The 18,791-nt window shown below is 65.2% G+C and carries 17 protein-coding genes; 14 read left to right on the top strand and 3 right to left on the bottom strand.

Going from position 1 to position 18,791, the window contains the following annotated elements; all coding sequences use genetic code 11:
- Positions 1-22: 22 nt before the first annotated feature.
- On the top strand, positions 23-985 hold the full coding sequence (locus BUB09_RS11885; protein WP_072897941.1) for an acetyl-CoA carboxylase carboxyltransferase subunit alpha: 963 nt from the start codon (positions 23-25) through the stop codon (positions 983-985).
- Positions 986-1,004: 19 nt separating this feature from the next.
- On the opposite strand, the gene BUB09_RS11880 is transcribed toward BUB09_RS11885, so the two are convergent.
- Complete coding sequence (locus tag BUB09_RS11880; RefSeq protein WP_072897940.1) at positions 1,005-1,427, bottom strand: thioredoxin family protein; 423 nt, start codon at positions 1,425-1,427, stop codon at positions 1,005-1,007.
- 68 nt (positions 1,428-1,495) lie between these two features.
- Between BUB09_RS11880 and tilS the strand changes: the two genes are divergently transcribed.
- From tilS to pyrG, 3 genes are all read left to right on the top strand, one after another.
- Positions 1,496-2,824 (top strand): tRNA lysidine(34) synthetase TilS, encoded by a 1,329-nt coding sequence (gene tilS, locus BUB09_RS11875; protein WP_175550187.1) that lies wholly within the window; start codon positions 1,496-1,498, stop codon positions 2,822-2,824.
- A 46-nt stretch (positions 2,825-2,870) separates the two neighbouring features.
- On the top strand, positions 2,871-4,505 hold the full coding sequence (locus BUB09_RS11870; RefSeq protein ID WP_072897939.1) for a 3-(methylthio)propionyl-CoA ligase: 1,635 nt from the start codon (positions 2,871-2,873) through the stop codon (positions 4,503-4,505).
- Between the two features lie 92 nt (positions 4,506-4,597).
- Positions 4,598-6,265: a CTP synthase gene (gene pyrG / locus BUB09_RS11865; RefSeq protein WP_072897938.1), complete on the top strand. Its 1,668-nt coding sequence runs from the start codon at positions 4,598-4,600 to the stop codon at positions 6,263-6,265.
- A 226-nt stretch (positions 6,266-6,491) separates the two neighbouring features.
- On the opposite strand, the gene BUB09_RS11860 is transcribed toward pyrG, so the two are convergent.
- Positions 6,492-9,449 carry a M4 family metallopeptidase gene (locus BUB09_RS11860; RefSeq protein WP_072897937.1) on the bottom strand — a complete coding sequence of 986 codons (2,958 nt, stop codon included), beginning with the start codon at positions 9,447-9,449 and terminating at the stop codon, positions 6,492-6,494.
- Positions 9,450-9,653: 204 nt separating this feature from the next.
- Here BUB09_RS11860 and eno point away from each other — a divergent pair, with 204 nt between their 5' ends.
- The 5 genes from eno to BUB09_RS11835 all read left to right on the top strand — a co-directional run bounded on the left by eno (position 9,654) and on the right by BUB09_RS11835 (position 13,233).
- Complete coding sequence (gene eno / locus BUB09_RS11855; RefSeq protein WP_072897936.1) at positions 9,654-10,940, top strand: phosphopyruvate hydratase; 1,287 nt, start codon at positions 9,654-9,656, stop codon at positions 10,938-10,940.
- 9 nt (positions 10,941-10,949) lie between these two features.
- Positions 10,950-11,228 carry a septum formation initiator family protein gene (locus BUB09_RS11850; RefSeq protein ID WP_072897935.1) on the top strand — a complete coding sequence of 93 codons (279 nt, stop codon included), beginning with the start codon at positions 10,950-10,952 and terminating at the stop codon, positions 11,226-11,228.
- Positions 11,229-11,279: 51 nt separating this feature from the next.
- A complete protein-coding gene (gene ispD, locus BUB09_RS11845) occupies positions 11,280-12,020 on the top strand; it encodes a 2-C-methyl-D-erythritol 4-phosphate cytidylyltransferase (protein ID WP_072897934.1) in 741 nt (246 codons plus the stop codon).
- A 5-nt stretch (positions 12,021-12,025) separates the two neighbouring features.
- On the top strand, positions 12,026-12,523 hold the full coding sequence (gene ispF, locus BUB09_RS11840; protein ID WP_139250273.1) for a 2-C-methyl-D-erythritol 2,4-cyclodiphosphate synthase: 498 nt from the start codon (positions 12,026-12,028) through the stop codon (positions 12,521-12,523).
- A gap of 62 nt (positions 12,524-12,585) precedes the next feature.
- Positions 12,586-13,233, top strand: coding sequence for a TetR/AcrR family transcriptional regulator (locus BUB09_RS11835; RefSeq protein WP_072897932.1), 648 nt, complete (start codon positions 12,586-12,588; stop codon positions 13,231-13,233).
- A 23-nt stretch (positions 13,234-13,256) separates the two neighbouring features.
- Here BUB09_RS11835 and BUB09_RS11830 read toward each other — a convergent pair whose 3' ends face one another.
- A complete protein-coding gene (locus tag BUB09_RS11830; RefSeq protein WP_072897931.1) occupies positions 13,257-13,796 on the bottom strand; it encodes a Smr/MutS family protein in 540 nt (179 codons plus the stop codon).
- A 95-nt stretch (positions 13,797-13,891) separates the two neighbouring features.
- On the opposite strand from BUB09_RS11830, the gene surE reads away from it, so the two are divergent.
- From surE to sppA, 5 genes are all read left to right on the top strand, one after another.
- On the top strand, positions 13,892-14,638 hold the full coding sequence (surE, locus tag BUB09_RS11825; RefSeq protein ID WP_072897930.1) for a 5'/3'-nucleotidase SurE: 747 nt from the start codon (positions 13,892-13,894) through the stop codon (positions 14,636-14,638).
- Between the two features lie 5 nt (positions 14,639-14,643).
- Positions 14,644-15,309 carry a protein-L-isoaspartate(D-aspartate) O-methyltransferase gene (locus BUB09_RS11820; RefSeq protein ID WP_072898036.1) on the top strand — a complete coding sequence of 222 codons (666 nt, stop codon included), beginning with the start codon at positions 14,644-14,646 and terminating at the stop codon, positions 15,307-15,309.
- Positions 15,306-15,926, top strand: coding sequence for a DedA family protein (locus BUB09_RS11815; RefSeq protein WP_072897929.1), 621 nt, complete (start codon positions 15,306-15,308; stop codon positions 15,924-15,926). The genes BUB09_RS11820 and BUB09_RS11815 overlap by 4 nt, the downstream gene beginning before the upstream one ends.
- A 104-nt stretch (positions 15,927-16,030) precedes the next feature.
- Entirely contained in the window at positions 16,031-16,822 is a 792-nt protein-coding gene (locus BUB09_RS11810; protein ID WP_175550186.1) for a peptidoglycan DD-metalloendopeptidase family protein, read from the top strand.
- Between the two features lie 79 nt (positions 16,823-16,901).
- Positions 16,902-18,791, top strand: coding sequence for a signal peptide peptidase SppA (gene sppA, locus BUB09_RS11805; protein WP_072897927.1), 1,890 nt, complete (start codon positions 16,902-16,904; stop codon positions 18,789-18,791).

The raw sequence follows: 18,791 nt of genomic DNA, 5'->3' as shown, positions 1-18,791 counted from the left end.
GAACGACCCGAGTGATGGCCGCATGAATCTGAACTACCTGGATTTCGAACAGCCGATAGCCGATCTGCAGCAGAAGATCGAAGAGCTGCGCTTCGCCACCGCTGGTAGCGAAGTCAACCTGACCGAAGAAATCTCCCGCCTCCAGTCCAAGAGCGAGGAGCTGACCCGGCGTATTTTCAGCCAGCTCAACCCCTGGCAGGTGGCCCAGCTGGCGCGGCATCCTCAGCGCCCCTACGCGCTGGACTACATCAAGACCCTGTTCACCGAATTCGAGGAACTGCACGGCGACCGGCACTACATGGATGACCCGGCGATCGTCGGCGGCATGGCCAGGCTCGATGGCCGCGCCGTGATGGTCATCGGTCAGCAGAAGGGACGCGACGCCAAAGAGCGCGTCTACCGCAACTTCGGCATGCCGATGCCCGAGGGCTACCGCAAGGCACTGCGCCTGATGCAGATGGCCGAGCGTTTCAACCTGCCGGTGATCACGTTCATCGACACTCCGGGAGCGTTCCCCGGCATCAGCGCCGAGGAGCGCAACCAGTCCGAGGCCATCGCTCGCAATCTGTTCGAGCTATCCAAGCTGCGGACGCCGGTGCTGGCCACGGTGACCGGCGAAGGTGGATCAGGTGGCGCGCTGGCGATCGGTGTGGCCGACCACGTGATGATGCTGCAGCACAGCATCTACTCGGTGATTTCGCCGGAAGGCTGCGCGTCGATCCTGTTTAAGAGCGCCTCGCGTGCATCCGAAGCGGCGGAAGCCATGCGGATGACGGCCAAGGACCTCTACGAGTTCAAGCTGATCGACGAAATTATTCCGGAGCCGCTGGGTGGCGCGCATCGCGACTACACGACGACGATGGCTTCGGTCAAAAACCGCCTCGTCGCCAATCTGGAGCGTCTGCGGGCGCAGCCGATGACCAAGCTGCTGGCCGACCGCTATCAGCGTTTGATGTCCTACGGCGCCTACGAAACCAAACACTGATACCGGGTCGCGATCGCGGTCACTGGGGCGGCGCAAGCCGGTCCAGTGCGCCGCGCATCTGTTCCAAGGTCATCTGCTGACGCAGTTCGCCGACCTGCCGACCGTTGCGGTCAACCAGGGCCAGCCAACCGGTTGCCGTGTTGTCCATGTACAGCGACAGGATGCCCAGCTCGCGTGCACGTTGTTGTGAATGCGCTTTGCCAGCAGCGTCGGTGACGTCGAGTTTGACGAAGTCCACGCGTGCTTCGTAGTCGGGCTGGACGGCGGCGATCTTCGGCGAAATTAGCTTGCAGTTCATGCACCAATCTGCGTAATACCAAACGGCCATCGGTCGGTCGGCCGACAGCACGCCTGGGCTCCAGACGAGCCCTGATCCGAACAAGGCGACGGTTCCCAGCAGTCGGTACCACCATGGGCGCTGTGCGCGGAGCAGCGCGCTCATTGGCTTCGTCACGATCGGAATCCTGTGGTCGGGCGGTACGGCAAATCGCCGCCGCTTATGATGCACCGATGGACTTCGCCCCGGCATTGATCGACGACAGCGTATTGCCCGCATCGCAGTCGGGACGCTGGTGCGTCGCCTTCAGCGGCGGGCTCGACTCGACCGTGCTGCTCCACGCGCTGCATCGACGCCAGCGGTTGACCGGCGTGCCAGGTCAGTTGCAAGCCTTGCATGTGCACCATGGGCTGCAAGCGGCAGCGGACGACTGGGTGCGACATTGCATGGAGCAAGCCGCCCATCTCGACATACCGCTGCAGGTCTTGCGGGTTGACGTGGCCCCGCACGACGCTGCCGGCCCCGAGGCGGCAGCGCGTTACGCTCGTTACCAAGCCTTGCAGAGCGCGATGCAGCCGGGCGACGTGCTGGTGACCGCGCACCATCTGGACGATCAGGCCGAGACGTTTCTGATGCGGGCCTTGCGGGGTGCGGGCACGCGTGGCCTGGCTGCGATGTCGGCCTTACAGCCGTGTTCGCCGGGTTGGTTATGGCGGCCGCTGCTGGCTTTCGACCGACCGGCGCTCGCGAGGTACGCAGCGTCGGAGCGCTTAGGCTGGGTCGACGACCCGCACAACCAGCATCCGCGCTACGAGCGGTCCTGGCTGCGCACGCAGGTCATGCCGCTGCTGCATCAGCGTTGGCCGAGTGCCGCGCGCAGCCTGGCCCGCAGTGCTCACTGGTCGGCAGACAGCCGCAGCCTGCTCGACGAGCTGGCACGGATCGACGATGCGACCTGCAACCGCGGTGAACGGACCCTGGACTGCGCCGCGCTGGCCGCCTTGTCGCCCGCCCGACGTGCCAATCTGTTGCGGATGCGGATCGAACAGGCGGGCTTGCCGACACCGCCACACCGCGCGATCGAGCAGATCGACAGCCTTCTCAGTGCGGCCGACGACGCACAGCCGCTGCTGACGTGGCCCGGTGCCGAATTGCGACGCTATCGAAGCCAGCTATGGCTGCTGTCGCCGTTGCCGCCCGAGCCATCGGATTGGTCGAGTACCTGGGACGGAACCGGCAGCTTGGCGCTGCCCGAAGGCTGCGGCGCCCTGGAGGCACCGGCCGATGCAGTACCCCGGTCACTCTGCGTCCGTTTCGCCCGCGGTGGCGAAAAAATCAAAGCCCGACCCGACGGCCCGCACCGCTCGCTGAAAAATCTGTATCAAGAGCAGGGCGTCCCGCCATGGCGTCGCCGCCGCACGCCGCTGGTGTTCGAAGCGGGCGAGCTAAGGTGGGTTGGTGCGCTGTCGGGCATGGGTGGCGCAGACTCGCTGTACCAGCGGCTACGCTGGAAGACTGATGGAGATTCGGAGACCGACGTGGTGAGCGGTCCCGATCTATAACAACGCAACGGACTGCACAACAAAAGACGACGAGGAGCTTGCATAGATGAGAGGACAGATGATGGAACAGGCGCTGTTGATCAGCGGCCTGTTGAAGCACGCGGAAAACTGCCATGCCGACACCGAGATCGTCAGTCGGCGCGTCGAGCCTGCCGAGGGCGCTGCGCGTTTTCACCGCAGCAACTGGCAGCAGATCGGCACGCGCGCGCGCCAGATGGCCAATGCGCTGACGCAGCGCGGCATGCAGAAGGGCGACCGCATCGGCACGCTGGCTTGGAACGGCTATCGCCATCTGGAGTTGTACTACGCAATCAGCGGCGCCGGCGCCGTGATCCACACGATCAACCCACGGCTGTTTCCGGAGCAGATCGCCTGGATCATCAACCACGCCGAAGACCGTGTGCTGTTCTTCGATATCAACTTGGCGCCGCTGGTCGAGAAGATCGCCCCGCTGTGCCCGGTCGTGCAGACCTGGGTGGCGATGACCGATGCAGCTCACCGGCCGTCGCAAGCGATTCCGAATCTGGTCTGCTACGAGGACCTGATCAACGAACAGAGCGACGACTACGTCTGGCCCGACCTTGATGAGCGCGATGCGGCCTGCCTTTGCTACACCTCGGGTACGACCGGCAATCCCAAGGGCGCGCTGTACTCACACCGCTCCACGGTACTGCACGCCTTCAGCTCGGCGCTGCCCGACGTGATGAACGTATCGGCCCGTGATGTCGTGCTGCCGATCGTGCCGATGTTCCATGTCAACGCCTGGGGCATCCCATATACGGCGCCGCTGGTTGGCTTCAAGCTGGTGCTGCCGGGTGCTGCGCTCGATGGCGCCAGCTTGTGCGAGATGTTCGCCAATGAGGGCGTGACCTTCTCGGCGGGCGTGCCGACTGTATGGCTCGGCATGATCAATCATGTGCGTGAGCACGCCATCAAGCTGCCGGCACTGCAGCGCTGCCTGGTCGGCGGCTCGGCTTGCCCGCCTGCGCTGTTTGACGCGTTCGAGCGCGAACTGGGCGTCAAGCTGCAGCCGGGCTGGGGTATGACCGAAATGTCGCCGCTGGGCGCGGTCAATTCGCTGAAGAAAAAGCATCTGGATCTGCCGGAGGCTCAGCGCAAGGCGGTGGAGCTGAAAGCCGGCCGGCTGGTCTTCGGTGTCGAGGCCAAGATCATCGATGGCGACGGCAAGGAGTTGCCGCATGACGGCGTCGCGTTCGGTGACTTGCTGGTGCGCGGCCCATGGGTGATCGACCGCTACTACAAGGTCGACGCCAGCCCGCTGGTCGACGGCTGGTTCCCAACCGGCGACGTCGCGACGATGGATCCGGACGGTTTCATCGGCATCACCGACCGGTCCAAGGACGTGATCAAGTCCGGCGGCGAGTGGATCAGCTCGATCGACCTGGAAAACATCGCGATGAGCCATCCGGCGATCGCCGAGGCCGCCGTGATCGGCGTTGCCCATCCGAAGTGGGACGAGCGGCCGCTGCTGGTCGTCGTCAAGCGGCCGGGCCAAGACGTCAGCGCTGCCGAGTTGATCGCGCATTACGACGGACGTATCGCCAAATGGTGGACGCCGGACGATGTCGCCTTCGTCGACGAGCTGCCGCATACCGCCACCGGCAAGGTGCAAAAGCTGAAGTTGCGCGAACAGTTCCGCGATCACCAGCTGCCCGGCTAAACCCGGCGCGCGGGTAGGGCGCGACCCTCGCCGTCATGGCGGGGGCGCGCCCCATGCCGTAAAATCGCGGAAACCCCCTGACTAAATTCCTCATGCCCAGCGTGAGTTCGACGCGTTTTATTTTCGTGACCGGTGGCGTGGTGTCCTCGCTCGGAAAGGGCATCGCCGCCGCCTCGCTGGCCGCCATCCTCGAGTCCCGCGGCCTCAAGGTACGGATGATCAAGCTCGATCCGTACATCAACGTCGACGCGGGCACGATGAGCCCGTTCCAGCACGGTGAAGTGTTCGTCACCGAAGACGGCGCCGAGACCGACCTCGACTTGGGCCACTACGAGCGCTTCCTGCGTGGCAAGACCACGCGCCACTCGAACGTGACCACCGGCCAGATCTACCGCAACGTGCTCGAAAAGGAGCGTCGCGGCGAATACTTGGGCCGCACGGTCCAGGTGATTCCGCACATCACCGACGAGATCCAGGCCAACATCCGCAAGGGTGCCGAAGGCGCCGACATCTGCATGGTCGAGATCGGCGGTACCGTCGGTGACATCGAGTCGCTGCCGTTCCTCGAAGCGATCCGTCAGATGGGCTTCGAGCTGGGTCGCGAAAACGCGATGTACATGCATTTGACGCTGGTTCCGTTCGTCAAGGCATCCGGCGAGTTGAAGACCAAGCCGACCCAGCACTCGGTCAAGGAACTGCGCGGCATCGGCATCCAGCCCGACCTGCTGGTCTGCCGTTCCGAAAAGGCACTGCCGGATTCGGAAAAGCGAAAGATCGCGCTGTTCACCAACGTGCCGTACAACGCGGTGATTTCGGCGATCGACCTCGACGACATCTACAAGATTCCCGCCTGGCTGCATCAGCAGGGCATGGACGATCTGGTCGTGCAGCACTTCGGCCTCGACGCCCGGCGCGCCGACCTGTCGAGCTGGGAGCGCGTCGTTGAGGCGCGCGAGCAGCAAGATGCCGAAGTCAGCATCGCGATGGTCGGTAAATACGTCGACCTGGCGGACGCCTACAAGTCGCTGAACGAGGCGCTGTACCACGCCGGCCTGCACACGCACACCCGCGTTCGCATCCGCTACATCGAATCCGAAACCCTTGAGCAGCAGGGCACTCGCGTGCTGCAGGGTAATGACGCGATCCTGGTACCGGGCGGCTTCGGCGAACGCGGTATCGAAGGCAAGATTCTGGCGGCGCGCTACGCCCGCGAGAACAAGATCCCCTACTTGGGCATCTGCCTGGGCATGCAGGTTGCCGTCATCGAATATGCACGCAATGTCTGCGGCCTGACCGGCGCGCATTCGACCGAGTTCAACCCGTCGAGCGCCCATCCGGTGATCGGTTTGGTGACCGAGTGGATCGACAAGACCGGCAAGGTCGAGCGCCGCACCGAGAAGTCCGATCTCGGCGGCACGATGCGTCTTGGCATTCAGAACTGCCGCCTGCGCAGTGGCAGCCGGTCGCGCGCGCTGTACAACGCCGAAGTCATCGCCGAGCGTCATCGGCATCGGTACGAGTTCAACAACAACTACCGCGACCAGCTGACCGGCAAGGGTTTGGCGATCGTCGGCGTATCCGAGAACGAAGAACTGGTCGAGATGATCGAGCTGTCCGACCATCCGTGGTTCGTTGCTTGCCAGTTCCACCCGGAGTTCACATCGACGCCGCGCGATGGTCATCCGCTGTTCGAAGGCTTCGTGAAGGCCGCCCGTGAGCAGCACCAGGCTCACCAGTCCAAGGCAGCCGCCTCAGTCTGAGTTCAGAGACCGCCGCCGGCGGCGTGTGCCGGTGTAGCGGGGCCGCTGTTGAGGCGCCATCGCCACATCGCAACCGGTACCCAGATGCCCTCGCCACGGCGAGGGCATTTTTTTGCCCGCGTCGCGGAACCGATTGGCGACACGCCTGATCGGGCCCGCGCCGGTGGTCGAATGTCACGGCAGGCGTTTCGGGCCGCCGCCGTGACCTACGGACCACCGCTTGCGGCTAGGCGCGCCGGCGCCGGCGCAGTCCGAATCCGGCGAGCAGCGGCAGCAGCAGCGTGGCGCCAAGCGCACCGCCGCCGCTGTTCTGCGTGACGGGAACTTCGCCACCCGTGCTGCCGCCGCCGGTTCCGCCACCGGAGCCGCCGCCACTGGAACCACCACCGCCGCTGCTACTGGATACGGTGATCGTTCGTGCGTTGATCGCGCTGACCTGGCCCTTGCTGTCGATCACCGTCAGCTTGGCCGCGAACGTGCCGGCCGTCGTGTAGGTGTGGGTGACGGCGGCACTGCTAGCGCCGCTGGCGAAGTCGCCGGTCGCCGACGGCGTGGCATCGCCGAAGTCGAGGCGATAACCGGCGGCGCGGTCGCCGGCATCGGCATCGGTGCCGGACATCGTGAAGTTCACCGTCAGCGGCGCCGTGCCGCTGACGATGCTGGCCACCAGGCTGGCGATCGGCGCCGTGTTGACGGGCGCCGTCAGCGAGCAGAAGCCCAGGCTGAGGTCGTCGACAAACCAACCCACGTTGCCACCGCAGCCATCGTTGCCGAACTCCCAGCGGAACTTGATCTTCGCGTCCTTGGCAGCGCCAAGCTTGGCAATGTCGACGATCGTGGTTCCCCAACTGCCGGTGGCCTCGCCCTGATCGGCGCCCGACCACGCAGCCTGGCCCGCCAACGGGCTGGTGTTGTTACCTCCCAGGCCGACGGGGTCCGGGATGCCCGGTATCAGCGGCGCGTCGGTGAAGGTGCTGCTGTGGGCGTTATAGGTGAATGCGTCCTGCGGAACGATGGCGAACTCGCTGCCGTTGACGCTGTACTTCAGGTTGCCGCCGTCATAGCCGGCCTCGGCCTGCATGAAGTGGGTGAAGCTCAGGTAGCTGGCATCGTCGGGCACATCGAGTTCAGGCGAGTCGAGCCAGAACGAGCCCGAGATATCGCCGCCGGCGGCGCAGGTTCCGCCGGTTTCATCGATCGCGAACGCTGCCTTGCCGGAATGCGGCGCTGGCAGCGCACTGCTGATCTGCCAGTCGTAGACGGCCGGCGTCGTATCACCGGTGGTCAGATGCGCCGTGGTCCAGCCCGACGGAATCGCGCCCGACTCCCAGTTCTCGCTGAACGTTGCCGTCGGGAACTTGCCGGTCGGGCAAAGGGCAGGCGTGGACGCTTCGGGCTGCAGCACGGGAACGTAACCGCACTTCTGTGCGACGGTGGTCGTCTCGGTGTTACGGAACTCGACCGCCAGCGTTGCTTCACGGACGGCCGCGCAATCCTGCGCGGTGATGACTTGGTCGGATACCTTGCCGAACACGTCGTTCAGTGGCATGCCGATCAAGTCGCTGCACGACTGTTCGATCGCATCGGCGTGCTGCGGATAGTTGGTCGTCGGCGTCTGATACACCGTCTCGGCGCGGAAGTAGATGTGCGCGGCCTTGATCAGGCCGATCGCAGGAATCGTGCGGCCGTTGAACTCCTTGCCGTCGACCAGCATCGCGAACGCGTGGTTCGACACGCCCGAGTTGGTGTGCACGCCGCCGTTGTCGCCGGTGTCGCAGTAGTAGTTTTCCGACGTAATGACGCTGCCCGGTGATGGGGTCGGGAACGTGTCCGGGTCCCACATGTCGCGCAGCAGAATCGCAGCGGCCACTTCGCTTAGGTCTTCGCCGACGACCCAGCGGCTGCCGCGATTGTTGTAGGTGGTGCCCTCGGTCAATGTGACGCCCAGCGGGCCTTCAAGCCCGTTCACGAGGTCATACATCTCGCCGAAGATGTCCGAGTAGCTCTCGTTCAATGCACCTGACTGGTACTGGTAGACCAAGCCGTGCGTGAACTCGGTGTATGCGTGGCTCCACTCGTGGCTGACGACATCGTCCGCGTCGAAGCCGGGGCAGTAGTTGGTCGAGGTGCCGTCCCAGTACGCGTTCGGGCAGTTCTGATTGACCAGATACACGCTGCGCTGGATCTGGTTGGCCGCCTCGATGGCGCCGTCGTCATAGCCTTCGCGACCGAACAGATTCTTGTAAAGGTTGTAGGTGCCGCCAGCGAAGATGTACAGATTGTTGGTCGGCAGGTCGAGGCCGCGGCGCGATGCCGGATTCCCTTTGGTGTCGCCTTGAAACTCGGGGTCGGCCGGTGCCAGCAGGCTGCCTTCGGTGAGCAGCGGCGGCACGTCCATCGTCGGGGTGTAGATCGCGCGGTTCAGGACCGCGTGGATTTCATTGATCCGGTTCAGCACGGCGCCGGTGTTCGCGTTCAAGATCACCCGCTCGCGCACGGCGGCGCCGGCTGCGCCGCGCACGATCACCTCGTAGGCCAGGAAGTCTTTGCCCTCGACGCCCTTCAGCAAGCCGCTGCGGTAAATCATCAGTCGTGACGATTCCACGGCCAAGTCGGCGTCGGGATGCAGCTTGCGGGCAGCGGCGAGTGCGCGGTCGCGCAACGACGCGACGCTCATCTGCGGCGTGGTCGACAGCGCCAGATCCTTGAGGAAGACCCCATTGGTACCGGTGATGCCCTGGTCGTTCATGTGCACGACCACTCGGGCGCCGTACACCGGCAAGCCACGGTAATACTGGTCGAGGTGGACATGGCTCGCGCCGGCCGCGTCGCGGGTCAAGCGTTTCTGGCGCAGTTCGGCAATCGGGTCCTGGACGCCGAGCACTGCACCGTAGATCGACAGAAAGTTTTGCGCGCGCTGCAACGGCGTGCTGGCGGCTCCATCGGCCATCAGCACTCGGCCGGGCGCGGCGCTCTGCACGGTCGCGTAGGAATCGTTGAGTCGCTGGTTGCGGGTCAGCTGGCCAGCCGTGTTCAGCGACAGCATCTGCAGCGCTTCGGCAGCCGTTGCCGCTGGACGCGCCGGTACCGCATCGGCGGCGCTCGGGACCGCCGATACCGCCAGGCCGGCGGCAAGTAGCAGACGATGACGGCGTGCAGTGCGCCACGATGACAATGAGGACATGGGCTGGGAAGGCCGGTGGGAGAGGAGGCGAATCGAGTATCAGTTTTTCGGTGGTGCGGTCGAAAGGGTAGAAATCCCCTATCGGCCCCCTCCAAAAGCGCCAAAGCCTGCCGCAACCGTTTGCGTCGGACGCTTTTTGTCCGCAGGCCCGTTTGTCCCCTACAATCCGGGGCTTGGCCCCCAAGTCTTACAAGTTCAGGACGCATGTCGAAAATCACGCAAGTCTCCGCTATCGAAATCATCGATTCCCGTGGCAATCCGACCGTGGAGGCCGAGGTGGTGCTGGAGTCCGGCGCGGTCGGCCGGGCGGCTTCGCCGTCGGGTGCATCGACCGGCAGCCGCGAAGCGGTGGAACTGCGCGACGGCGACAAGAAGCGCTACATGGGCAAGGGCGTTCTGAACGCCGTGAACAACGCCAACACGCTGTTGGCGCGCGCTGTCGCCGGGCTTGACGCTCAGGATCAGGCACTGGTCGATCAGACGCTGATCGACACCGACGGCAGCGCCAACAAGGAACGCCTCGGCGCCAATGCGATCCTCGCGGTGTCGCTGGCCACGGCGCATGCGGCGGCGGCGGAGAACGGCGTGTCGCTGTTCCGTCATTTGGGCGGCCTGCAGGCCGACACGCTGCCGGTGCCGATGATGAACGTCATCAACGGCGGTGCGCACGCCGACAACAACATCGACATTCAGGAATTCATGATCCTGCCGGTCGGCGCTGCCAGCTTCTCCGAAGCGTTGCGCTGCGGCGCTGAAATCTTTCACACGCTGAAGAAGGTGCTGAAGGAAGGCGGCCACAACACGGCCGTTGGCGACGAAGGTGGCTTCGCGCCGAACCTGCCGTCGACCGAAGCGGCGCTCAAGTGCCTCGTCGAGGCGATCGACAAGGCCGGCTATCAGTGCGGCAAGGACGTATTCCTGGGCTTGGACGTGGCGTCCAGCGAGTTCTACAAGGATGGCTTGTACGACCTCGAAGGCGAGCACAAGAAGCTGACCTCGGCGCAGTTCACCGACTATCTGGCCGACTTGGTCAATCGCTATCCGATCATTTCGATCGAAGACGGCTGCGCGGAAAACGACTGGGAAGGTTGGGCGCTGCTGACGCAGAAGCTTGGCAAGCGCGTGCAGCTGGTCGGCGACGATCTGTTCGTGACCAATACCAGCATCCTGTCGCGCGGCATCAGCCAGGGCATCGCCAACTCGATCCTGATCAAGCCCAACCAGATCGGCACGCTCAGCGAAACGCTGGCGGCGATCCGCATGGCGACCGACGCGGGTTACTCGGCCGTGGTGTCGCATCGCTCCGGTGAAACCGAAGACGCGACGATCGCCGACATCGCCGTCGGCACGGTTGCGACGCAGATCAAGACCGGCTCACTGTGCCGCTCGGATCGCATGGCCAAGTACAACCAGCTGCTGCGCATCGAGCGCGAGCTGGGCAGCCGCGCCCGTTATCCCGGTGCTGCCGCGTTTCCGGTCAAGATCGGCTAGCATCCACGCATGTCCCCCGTCCGCCTTGCCACGGTTTTCTTTGCCGCGCTACTGGCCGGCTTGGGTTGGCGGCTGTTCCTGGCCGACGGGGGTATTGCGCAGAGCCAGCGGCTGCGCATGCAGATCGCTGACGCCTCGGCGGAGCTCGACATCCTGCGCGTGCGCAACGCAGCGCTCGATGCCGAGGTTCAGGACTTGAACTCCGGCAAGGCGGCGATCGAATCACGGGCCCGGATCACGCTGGGCATGATCAAGCCCGAAGAAACCTTTTATCTGGTCGTCGAATAAACCAAGCCCGGTTACATCGCCCAGGCTGACCTGCTTGATTCAACACCGCGCATGACGTCTTCCGGGCGCAGCAGCAAAGCTGCCTCAACGCCTCGTTACTGGGCCGTTGTTCCGGCTGCCGGTGGCGGCTCGCGGATGGGTATGTCGCGGCCCAAGCAGTACCTGCCGCTGCGCGGTCGCACGCTGATCGAGTGGAGCTTGGCGCCGTTTCTCGATTGCGGCTGGATCGACGGAATCGTGCTGGTTTTGGCTCGATCGGATACCGAGTTTGCTCGGTTGCCGATTGCTCGGCATCCCAAGCTGATCCTCACTCAAGGCGGCGCCGCACGCGCCGAGTCGGTGCGGGCAGGGCTCGACGTGGTGGCAGCGGCCGCCCAAGGCTTCGCCGACGTGAACGTGCTGGTCCACGATGCGGCTCGGCCCTGCCTGAACTGGGCTGACTTGGAACGCTTGCGTGACGAAGCCGGCGACGAACACGGTGGACTTCTGGCCGTTCCGGTCATCGATACGCTCAAGCGGGCGAAGCAGGGGGTGCGCGTCGAGGCGACCGTCGATCGCAGTCTCTATTGGCGCGCGCAGACGCCACAGCTGTTCCGTCTCGACCTATTGATCGCGGCGCTGCGCGATGCCAGCGCTCGCGGCATTGATATCACCGACGAGGCCAGTGCGATGGAATTTGCCGGCTATCACCCACGCCTGGTGCGCGGGCGTGAGAGCAACCTCAAAGTCACCTATGCCGAAGACCTGGCTCTGGCCGACTTCTGGTTGCAGCAGCAGGCGGGATCGCTGTGAGCGGCCTGCCGTTTCGGGTCGGCCACGGCTTCGATTCGCATCGACTCGAAGCCGGGCAGGGCATGCGCCTGGGCGGGGTCTGGATCGATTGCCCATGGCGGCTGGTAGCACATTCGGACGGCGATGCGCTGATTCATGCGCTGTGCGATGCGCTGCTCGGCGCGATCGGCGGTGGTGACATCGGGCGGCTGTTCCCGGATACCGACGCGCGTCATCAAGGCCAGGATTCCAGCGTGTTTCTGCGCGAGGTGATGCGCCGGGTGCACTTGGCCGGCTACGCGGTCGGCAATGCCGATCTGACGCTGATTGCCCAGGTGCCCAAGATGGCGCCGCACGCACCGGCCATCGTCGAACGCTTGGCTGACCTGCTGAGCGTCGACGTGTCGTGCGTCAACCTGAAGGCCAAGACCAACGAAGGCATGGGCCATCTGGGACGCAAGGAAGGCGTCGCGGCTCACGCCGTGGTGTTGCTGCTGCGCGCAGACCCCGCGCCATCAGCTTGAATCCGCGAGATTTCCGACGGACGTAACTTCAGGGCACCGGTTGTACTGACTATAATATAAGGATGCCCAACCCTCTCCTTAAGTCTGGCCGGCGACGTCCCATCCGGGGCGGCCGCGATACGCGCGAGGAGATCCTGGTAGCAGCCGAGGAGTTGTTGCTGCGGCGGGGGTTCAACGGCTTCAGTTACCAGCACATCGCGGTGCGCCTCGGCATCCGCAACGCGGCGATTCATTACCACTTCCCGACCAAGGAAGACCTCGGCGTGGCGCTGGTGCGCCGCTATCGTCTGAGGTTTCTGGCGTGGACTGACGAAGCCGCTCAATGCGCGTCGGCATTCGACCGGTTGGTGGCCTACTTCCAGACCTACGTCGATCACCTCGATGGTCGCTTGCAGATTTGTCCGGTCGGCATCTTCGGCGCCGAATTCGACGCGATTCCCGACCGCATGCAGCGCGAGGCGCAGATGATGATGCGCGACGTCTATGAGTGGATGGTCCGCACGCTGCACGACGGGCTTGGCGACCGGTCGGTGGTGTTTTCTGGCGATGCCCATGACAAGGCGATGGAAATGGCCGCTGCGATGCAGGGCGCGCTGCAATTCGCCAGTATCGCCGGGCGCGAACGCTTCGAGCAGGTCTTCCGCCAGATCACGCTGGAATTGCGGCCGGCATCGGCCGCCGGCGACACCGGTCCGGCAATCGCCGCCTAGCGCGGCCCTGGGGCTGTCCGGCGCTACAACCGCCGCAACAGCACGTAGACCGCGCCGGTGCCGCCGTCCTCGGGGCGGGCGCTGGCGAAGGCGAGCACGTCGCGGCGCTTGCGCAGCCAGCCGTCGAGCAGCCGCTTCAATACCGGTCCCGAGTTCGGTGATCCATTGCCCTTGCCGTGGATGATCCGCACGCAGCGATGGTCGCGTGCGGCGCAGGTCGCCAGGAATTCGACGATGGCGCGCTTGGCGCCGTCCCGATTGAGCCCATGCAGGTCGAGCACCGCCTGCTGTACGTAGCCGCCGCGCCGCAGCCGCTTCCAGACCGTGTCCTGAATGCCAGGGCCGCGATAGGTCAGCGTGTCGCCGCTTTCGAAAGTTTCCGGGTCGGGGCCGTCGAGCATTTCGGCGAGCACGGCCAGATCGTCGAGTTGCCGTTGCACCGGTTGCGTCGACGGCAGGCTGCGGTGCAGGGGCACATGCTGCGGCGGCGGCTGCAGGCGAATGCCGGCCATCGCGGCGCGGAAGGACAGGCGGTCGTCGCCTTCGTCAGTCGGTCGGCTCATCGGGTTCAAGTCGTGTCGTGGGGCTGCGTTTTAAGTCAGCGGCGGCATCGGTTGCACGGGTACACTAGCGGCTCTTTCGACCTCTTTCGAGGCCCATGCGGATTCTCCTTTCGAACGACGACGGCTGCACGGCGCCAGGCTTGCTGTGCCTGCGCGACGTGATCGGCGCCCACCACGCGGTCACCGTCGTGGCCCCGGATCGCAACCGTAGCGGTGCCAGCAACTCGCTGACGATATCGAACCCTCTGCGCGTGCAGCGGCATGCCGACGGGGTGTTGTGCGTCGACGGCACGCCGGCCGATTGCGTGCACTTGGCGCTCAACGGCCTGCTCGATGAATTGCCCGAGATGGTCGTGTCGGGCATTAATGCCGGCGACAACCTCGGCGACGACACGCTGTACTCGGGCACCGTTGCCGCGGCGATGGAAGGCCGCTGGCTCGGTTACCCGGCGATTGCGATCTCGATGACGGCCGGCTCGCCGCAGCATTACCCGACCGCCGCCCGCGTTGCGCTGGCGCTGGTCGAGCGGCTGCGCGCCAACCCGCTGCCGAAGGACACGATCCTGAACGTCAACGTGCCGGACGTGCCGTTCGAGGCGCTGACGGGCTATGAGGTGACCCGGTTGGGGCAGCGGCACCCAGCGGAAGCGGTCGCGCAGATGAAGGACCCGCGCGGTCGTCCGCTGTACTGGATCAACGCCGCTGGCGCCGGTGCCGATGCGGGCCCGGGCACTGACTTTCATGCGATCGCCCACAACCGCGTCTCGATTACGCCGCTGCTGGTCGACCTGACGCGGCATAGCGCGATCGAGACCTTGCGCGGCTGGGTCGCTGAACTGTGACCGGCATGCGGCACCATCATTCGCGAGGGCTGGGCCTGACCTCGTCGGCGGTGCGCCACCGGATGGTCGATGAGCTGCGCTCGCTGGGGATCGTCGACGAGCGGGTGCTGGCGACGATCGGCCGTATCGCGCGGCATGAGTTTGTCGAAGAAGCCCTGTCGTCGGAGGCCTACCGGAACCGCTCGCTGCCGATCGGCCATGCGCAGACGATTTCGCAGCCCTACATCGTGGCGTTGATGACCCAGGCGGCCCTGGCGGGCGCCGCCCGTCTGACGCGCGTGCTTGAAGTGGGCACCGGCAGTGGCTATCAGACCGCCGTGCTGGCCGAGCACGCGGAAACGGTGTTCACGGTCGAGCGGCTGCGGCCGTTGACCGAGTCTGCGCGGCTGCGTCTGCAGCGGCTCGGTTATCGCAACGTGCACTTCGGCTACGCCGACGGCATGCAAGGCTGGCCGCCGCACGCGCCCTATGACGCGATCGTCGTCACCGCAGCGGCAACGGTCACGCCGCCGGGCTTGGCGGATCAGCTGGCGCTCGGCGGGCGGTTGGTGATTCCGGTCGGTCCCAGCGGCGCGCAAGAGCTGCGGCTGATTGAGCGCACGGCCAGCGGCCTGCGCGAGCGCGTACTGGCATCGGTGACCTTCGTGCCGCTGCTGGCGGGACGTGCATGACAGCGGCGTTCGGTTTATGGCTGCAACAGCTCGTCAGCCAGCTGGGCTATGCCGAAATCGTGCTGCTGATGGCGCTGGAGTCGAGCCTGTTTCCGGTGCCGTCGGAGCTGGTAATGATTCCTGCCGGCTATCTGGCGGCGCGCGGTCAGCTCGACCCGCTGCTGGCAACGCTGGCCGGCGCCGGCGGTTCGCTGATCGGCGCCAGCGCGAACTACCTGCTGGGCCGTTACGTCGGGCGCGCGTTCTTGTTGCGCTTCGGCCGCTACCTGCTGATCGATCAAGCGCGCTACCACGACGCCGAGGCGCTGTTCCTGCGCAATGCGCTGTTGGCCACCTTCGTGGGCCGATTGATTCCGGTTGTGCGACACCTGATATCGCTGCCGGCCGGCGTTTTCGGCATGGGCTGGCTCGCGTTTGCGGTGCTGACCACGCTGGGTGCGGGTCTGTGGTGCGCGGTGCTGGTGGCGCTGGGCTACTACTTCGGCGAGCCGGTGGTTGCGGTGGTCGCGGCCTACACCCATGAAGCAACGCTGCTGGCGGTTGCGGCGCTGCTGCTGTTCGTCGTCTGGTTCATGTTCAAACGGCGCAAGACGCCGGTGCAGGGTGCTTCGCAATGATCAGGACGTGCTTACGCGGTTTGTCGCTGTCCGGGCTGCTGTGTCTCGGGGCTTGTTCCAGCCTGGTGACTTGGGAGCCGGGCCGCGGTACGCCAGAGGTCTCCGTGCAAAACGTCGAGCCACCCGCGCCGGCGCCGGCGCGCGAAGTCGAGATCCCGACGCGTCCCTACGGACCCAACGACCACATGGTCCGCAAGGGCGACACGCTGTATTCAATCGCCTTCCGTCGCCAGCTCGATTACCGCGATCTGGCGCGCTGGAACAACATCGGCCCGGATTACCGAATCTATCCGGGCCAGGTGCTGCGGCTCAGCGCCACGTCGCCGCTGACGCCGCGACAAGGGCAGATCGCCTCGCAGGGCGTCGATCTGAATGACACCGACAAGCCGACCGCGCTGTCGACCCAGCCGATGCCGGTGGTGGCGGGTGCGCCGATGCCGCTTCCGCCGCCGTCTGTGTCGCCGGTGGCTCCTGCCGTTTCAGCGGCGTCGACGCCGGTCATCGATACGCCGGCCGGCGGCGGCGGGCAGCCGGGCTGGCGCTGGCCGGTCAACGGCACTGTCGTTCGCGGGTTCAACATGGATGCCGGATCGCGCGGGCTCGACTTCACCGGGACGCTGGGCCAGCCGGTGGCGGCCGCCAACAGCGGCAAAGTGGTCTACAGCGGCAGTGCGCTGAAGGGCTATGGCGAGCTGGTGATCATCAAACACGACGACCTGCGCCTATCGGCCTACGGCTACAACCAGCGACGTCTGGTCAAGGAAGGCGACGCCGTCAGCGCCGGCCAGCAGATCGCCGAGATGGGCAATGGTCCCGAAAACAAGCCCTTGCTGCATTTTGAAATCCGCGAGCGCGGTAAACCGGTCAACCCGGTGCCGTACCTGCCGTCACGCTGACGGCGGTGGCTGAATCCCGCGTGCCATACTCGGTCCAACCTGCTGCGGCATCCCTTTGCATTCGAACGACACAGGACGCATGAGCGACCATCCTTCGCAGAAGAAATCTCTGATTCGACGCTTTTTCGGCGGCGTGTGGTCGCTGATCGTCAACCTGTATCGCGGCGTCATCATCATCGGCTTTTTCCTGCTGCTGTTTTCGCTGTACTCCGCGTTCACCGGTGGCCCGGCCCAGCATGTCGAATCCAATGTCGCGCTGGTGCTGTGGCCCAGTGGCGCGCTGGTCGACCAGCTCGACAGTGATCCCAGCCAGCGCTTGATCGAGCAGTTCTCGGGCGAGCCGCCGTCGCAGACGCGCTTGCGCGACCTGACGCAGGCACTGGAGGCGGCGGCAACCGACGCGCGGATCTCGGTGGCCGTGCTCAAGCTGGACAACCTCAGTGCGGCCAGCATGCCGCAGCTCGAAGAGTTGGGCGATGCGATGCGCAAGTTCCGCGCGGCGAATAAGCCGATTTACGCGTACGGGCCGTCGTTCGACCAGATCAGCTACTTCGTCGCGTCACAGGCCGATGATGTGTCGATGGACCCGATGGGCAGCATCCTGCTCGAAGGCCTCGGCGTCTATCAGAACTACTTCAAGGACGGCCTGGACAAGCTCGGAATCGAGATCAACGTGTTCCGCGTCGGCGAGTACAAGTCGGCCGTCGAGCCGTTCTTGCGCAATGACATGTCCGAAGACGCCAAGGCCGCCAACCGCGAATGGCTCGGCGACCTGTGGACGCACTACGATCAGACGATCAGCGCCCACCGCAAGCTCGAAGCAGGGTTCTCCAACCGCTACGTCGCCAGCTTCACCGAGCAACTCAAGGTGCATCAAGGCGATACCGCGAAGCTGGCGCTGGATGCCGGTTTGGTCAATCGCCTCGAAACGATCGCCGAGTTCCGCAAGCGGGTTGCCGAGAAAGTCGGTGAAGACGACGAGCACGGCAGCTTCCGCCAGATTCACTTCCACGACTATCTCGGTGCCATCGAGCATGAGAAGCGCAGTGGCGACGCCCACGGCGACAAGAGCCAAGTGGCGATGATCGCCGTGCAGGGCGAGATCGTCGACGGCATCGGCGAACCCGGACAGGCGGGGGGCGACACCATCTCCGATCTGCTCGACGAGGCACGCCGTGACGATGAGGTCGCGGCCGTCGTGCTGCGAGTCGATTCTCCGGGCGGCAGTGTCTGGGCGTCGGAGCAGATCCGCCGCGGCGTGCAACAGTTACGCGCCGACGGCAAGCCGGTCGTTGTGTCGATGTCGTCGGTGGCCGCCAGTGGCGGCTACTGGGTCAGCATGGATGCCGATCGCATCTACGCTCACGAATCGACGATCACCGGTTCGATCGGCATCTTCGGGTTGATCCCGACGCTGGAAAAGCCGCTCGAAAAGCTGGGCATCCACACCGATGGTGTCGGCACGACGCCGCTCGCGGGCGCATTCCGGCTGGATCGCGCGCTGTCCGACGAGGTCAAGGCGATCATTCAGTCGCAGATCGACCACGGTTACCGCCGCTTCATCGAAGGCGTCGCCGCCGGCCGCAAGCTTGACGTTGCCAAGGTCGACGAGATGGCGCGCGGCCGCGTCTGGAGCGGGCTCGACGCGAAGAATCTCGGCCTGGTCGACGAGTTCGGCGGGCTCGATGCCGCCGCAGCCGACGCGGCCCAGCGTGCCGGACTGATCGATGGCGAGTGGAGTTTGGAGCCGTTTGAGCAGGCGCCTTCCGGGCCGCTGTCGATGCTGAGCCGTTTCTTCGGTTCGGCGCAGATTTCGTTGGCTTGGCTGCCATCGAGCGTCCAATCGCCGTTGCGGCAGTGGCTGCAGCAAGGCGACGCCAACCGCGCGCTGGCGCTGCTGACCGACCGCCGCTCCATGTACTCGATGTGCTTCTGCGAGCCGACGCTGAGCAGCCGCGCGCCGCGCTGA

Source organism: Hydrocarboniphaga daqingensis (assembly GCF_900129825.1).
In the GTDB taxonomy this organism is placed as follows: Bacteria; Pseudomonadota; Gammaproteobacteria; order Nevskiales; family Nevskiaceae; genus Hydrocarboniphaga; species Hydrocarboniphaga daqingensis.
The sequence above is the reverse complement of the archived record's forward strand: the minus strand, read 5'-3'. Positions and strand labels throughout refer to the sequence as shown.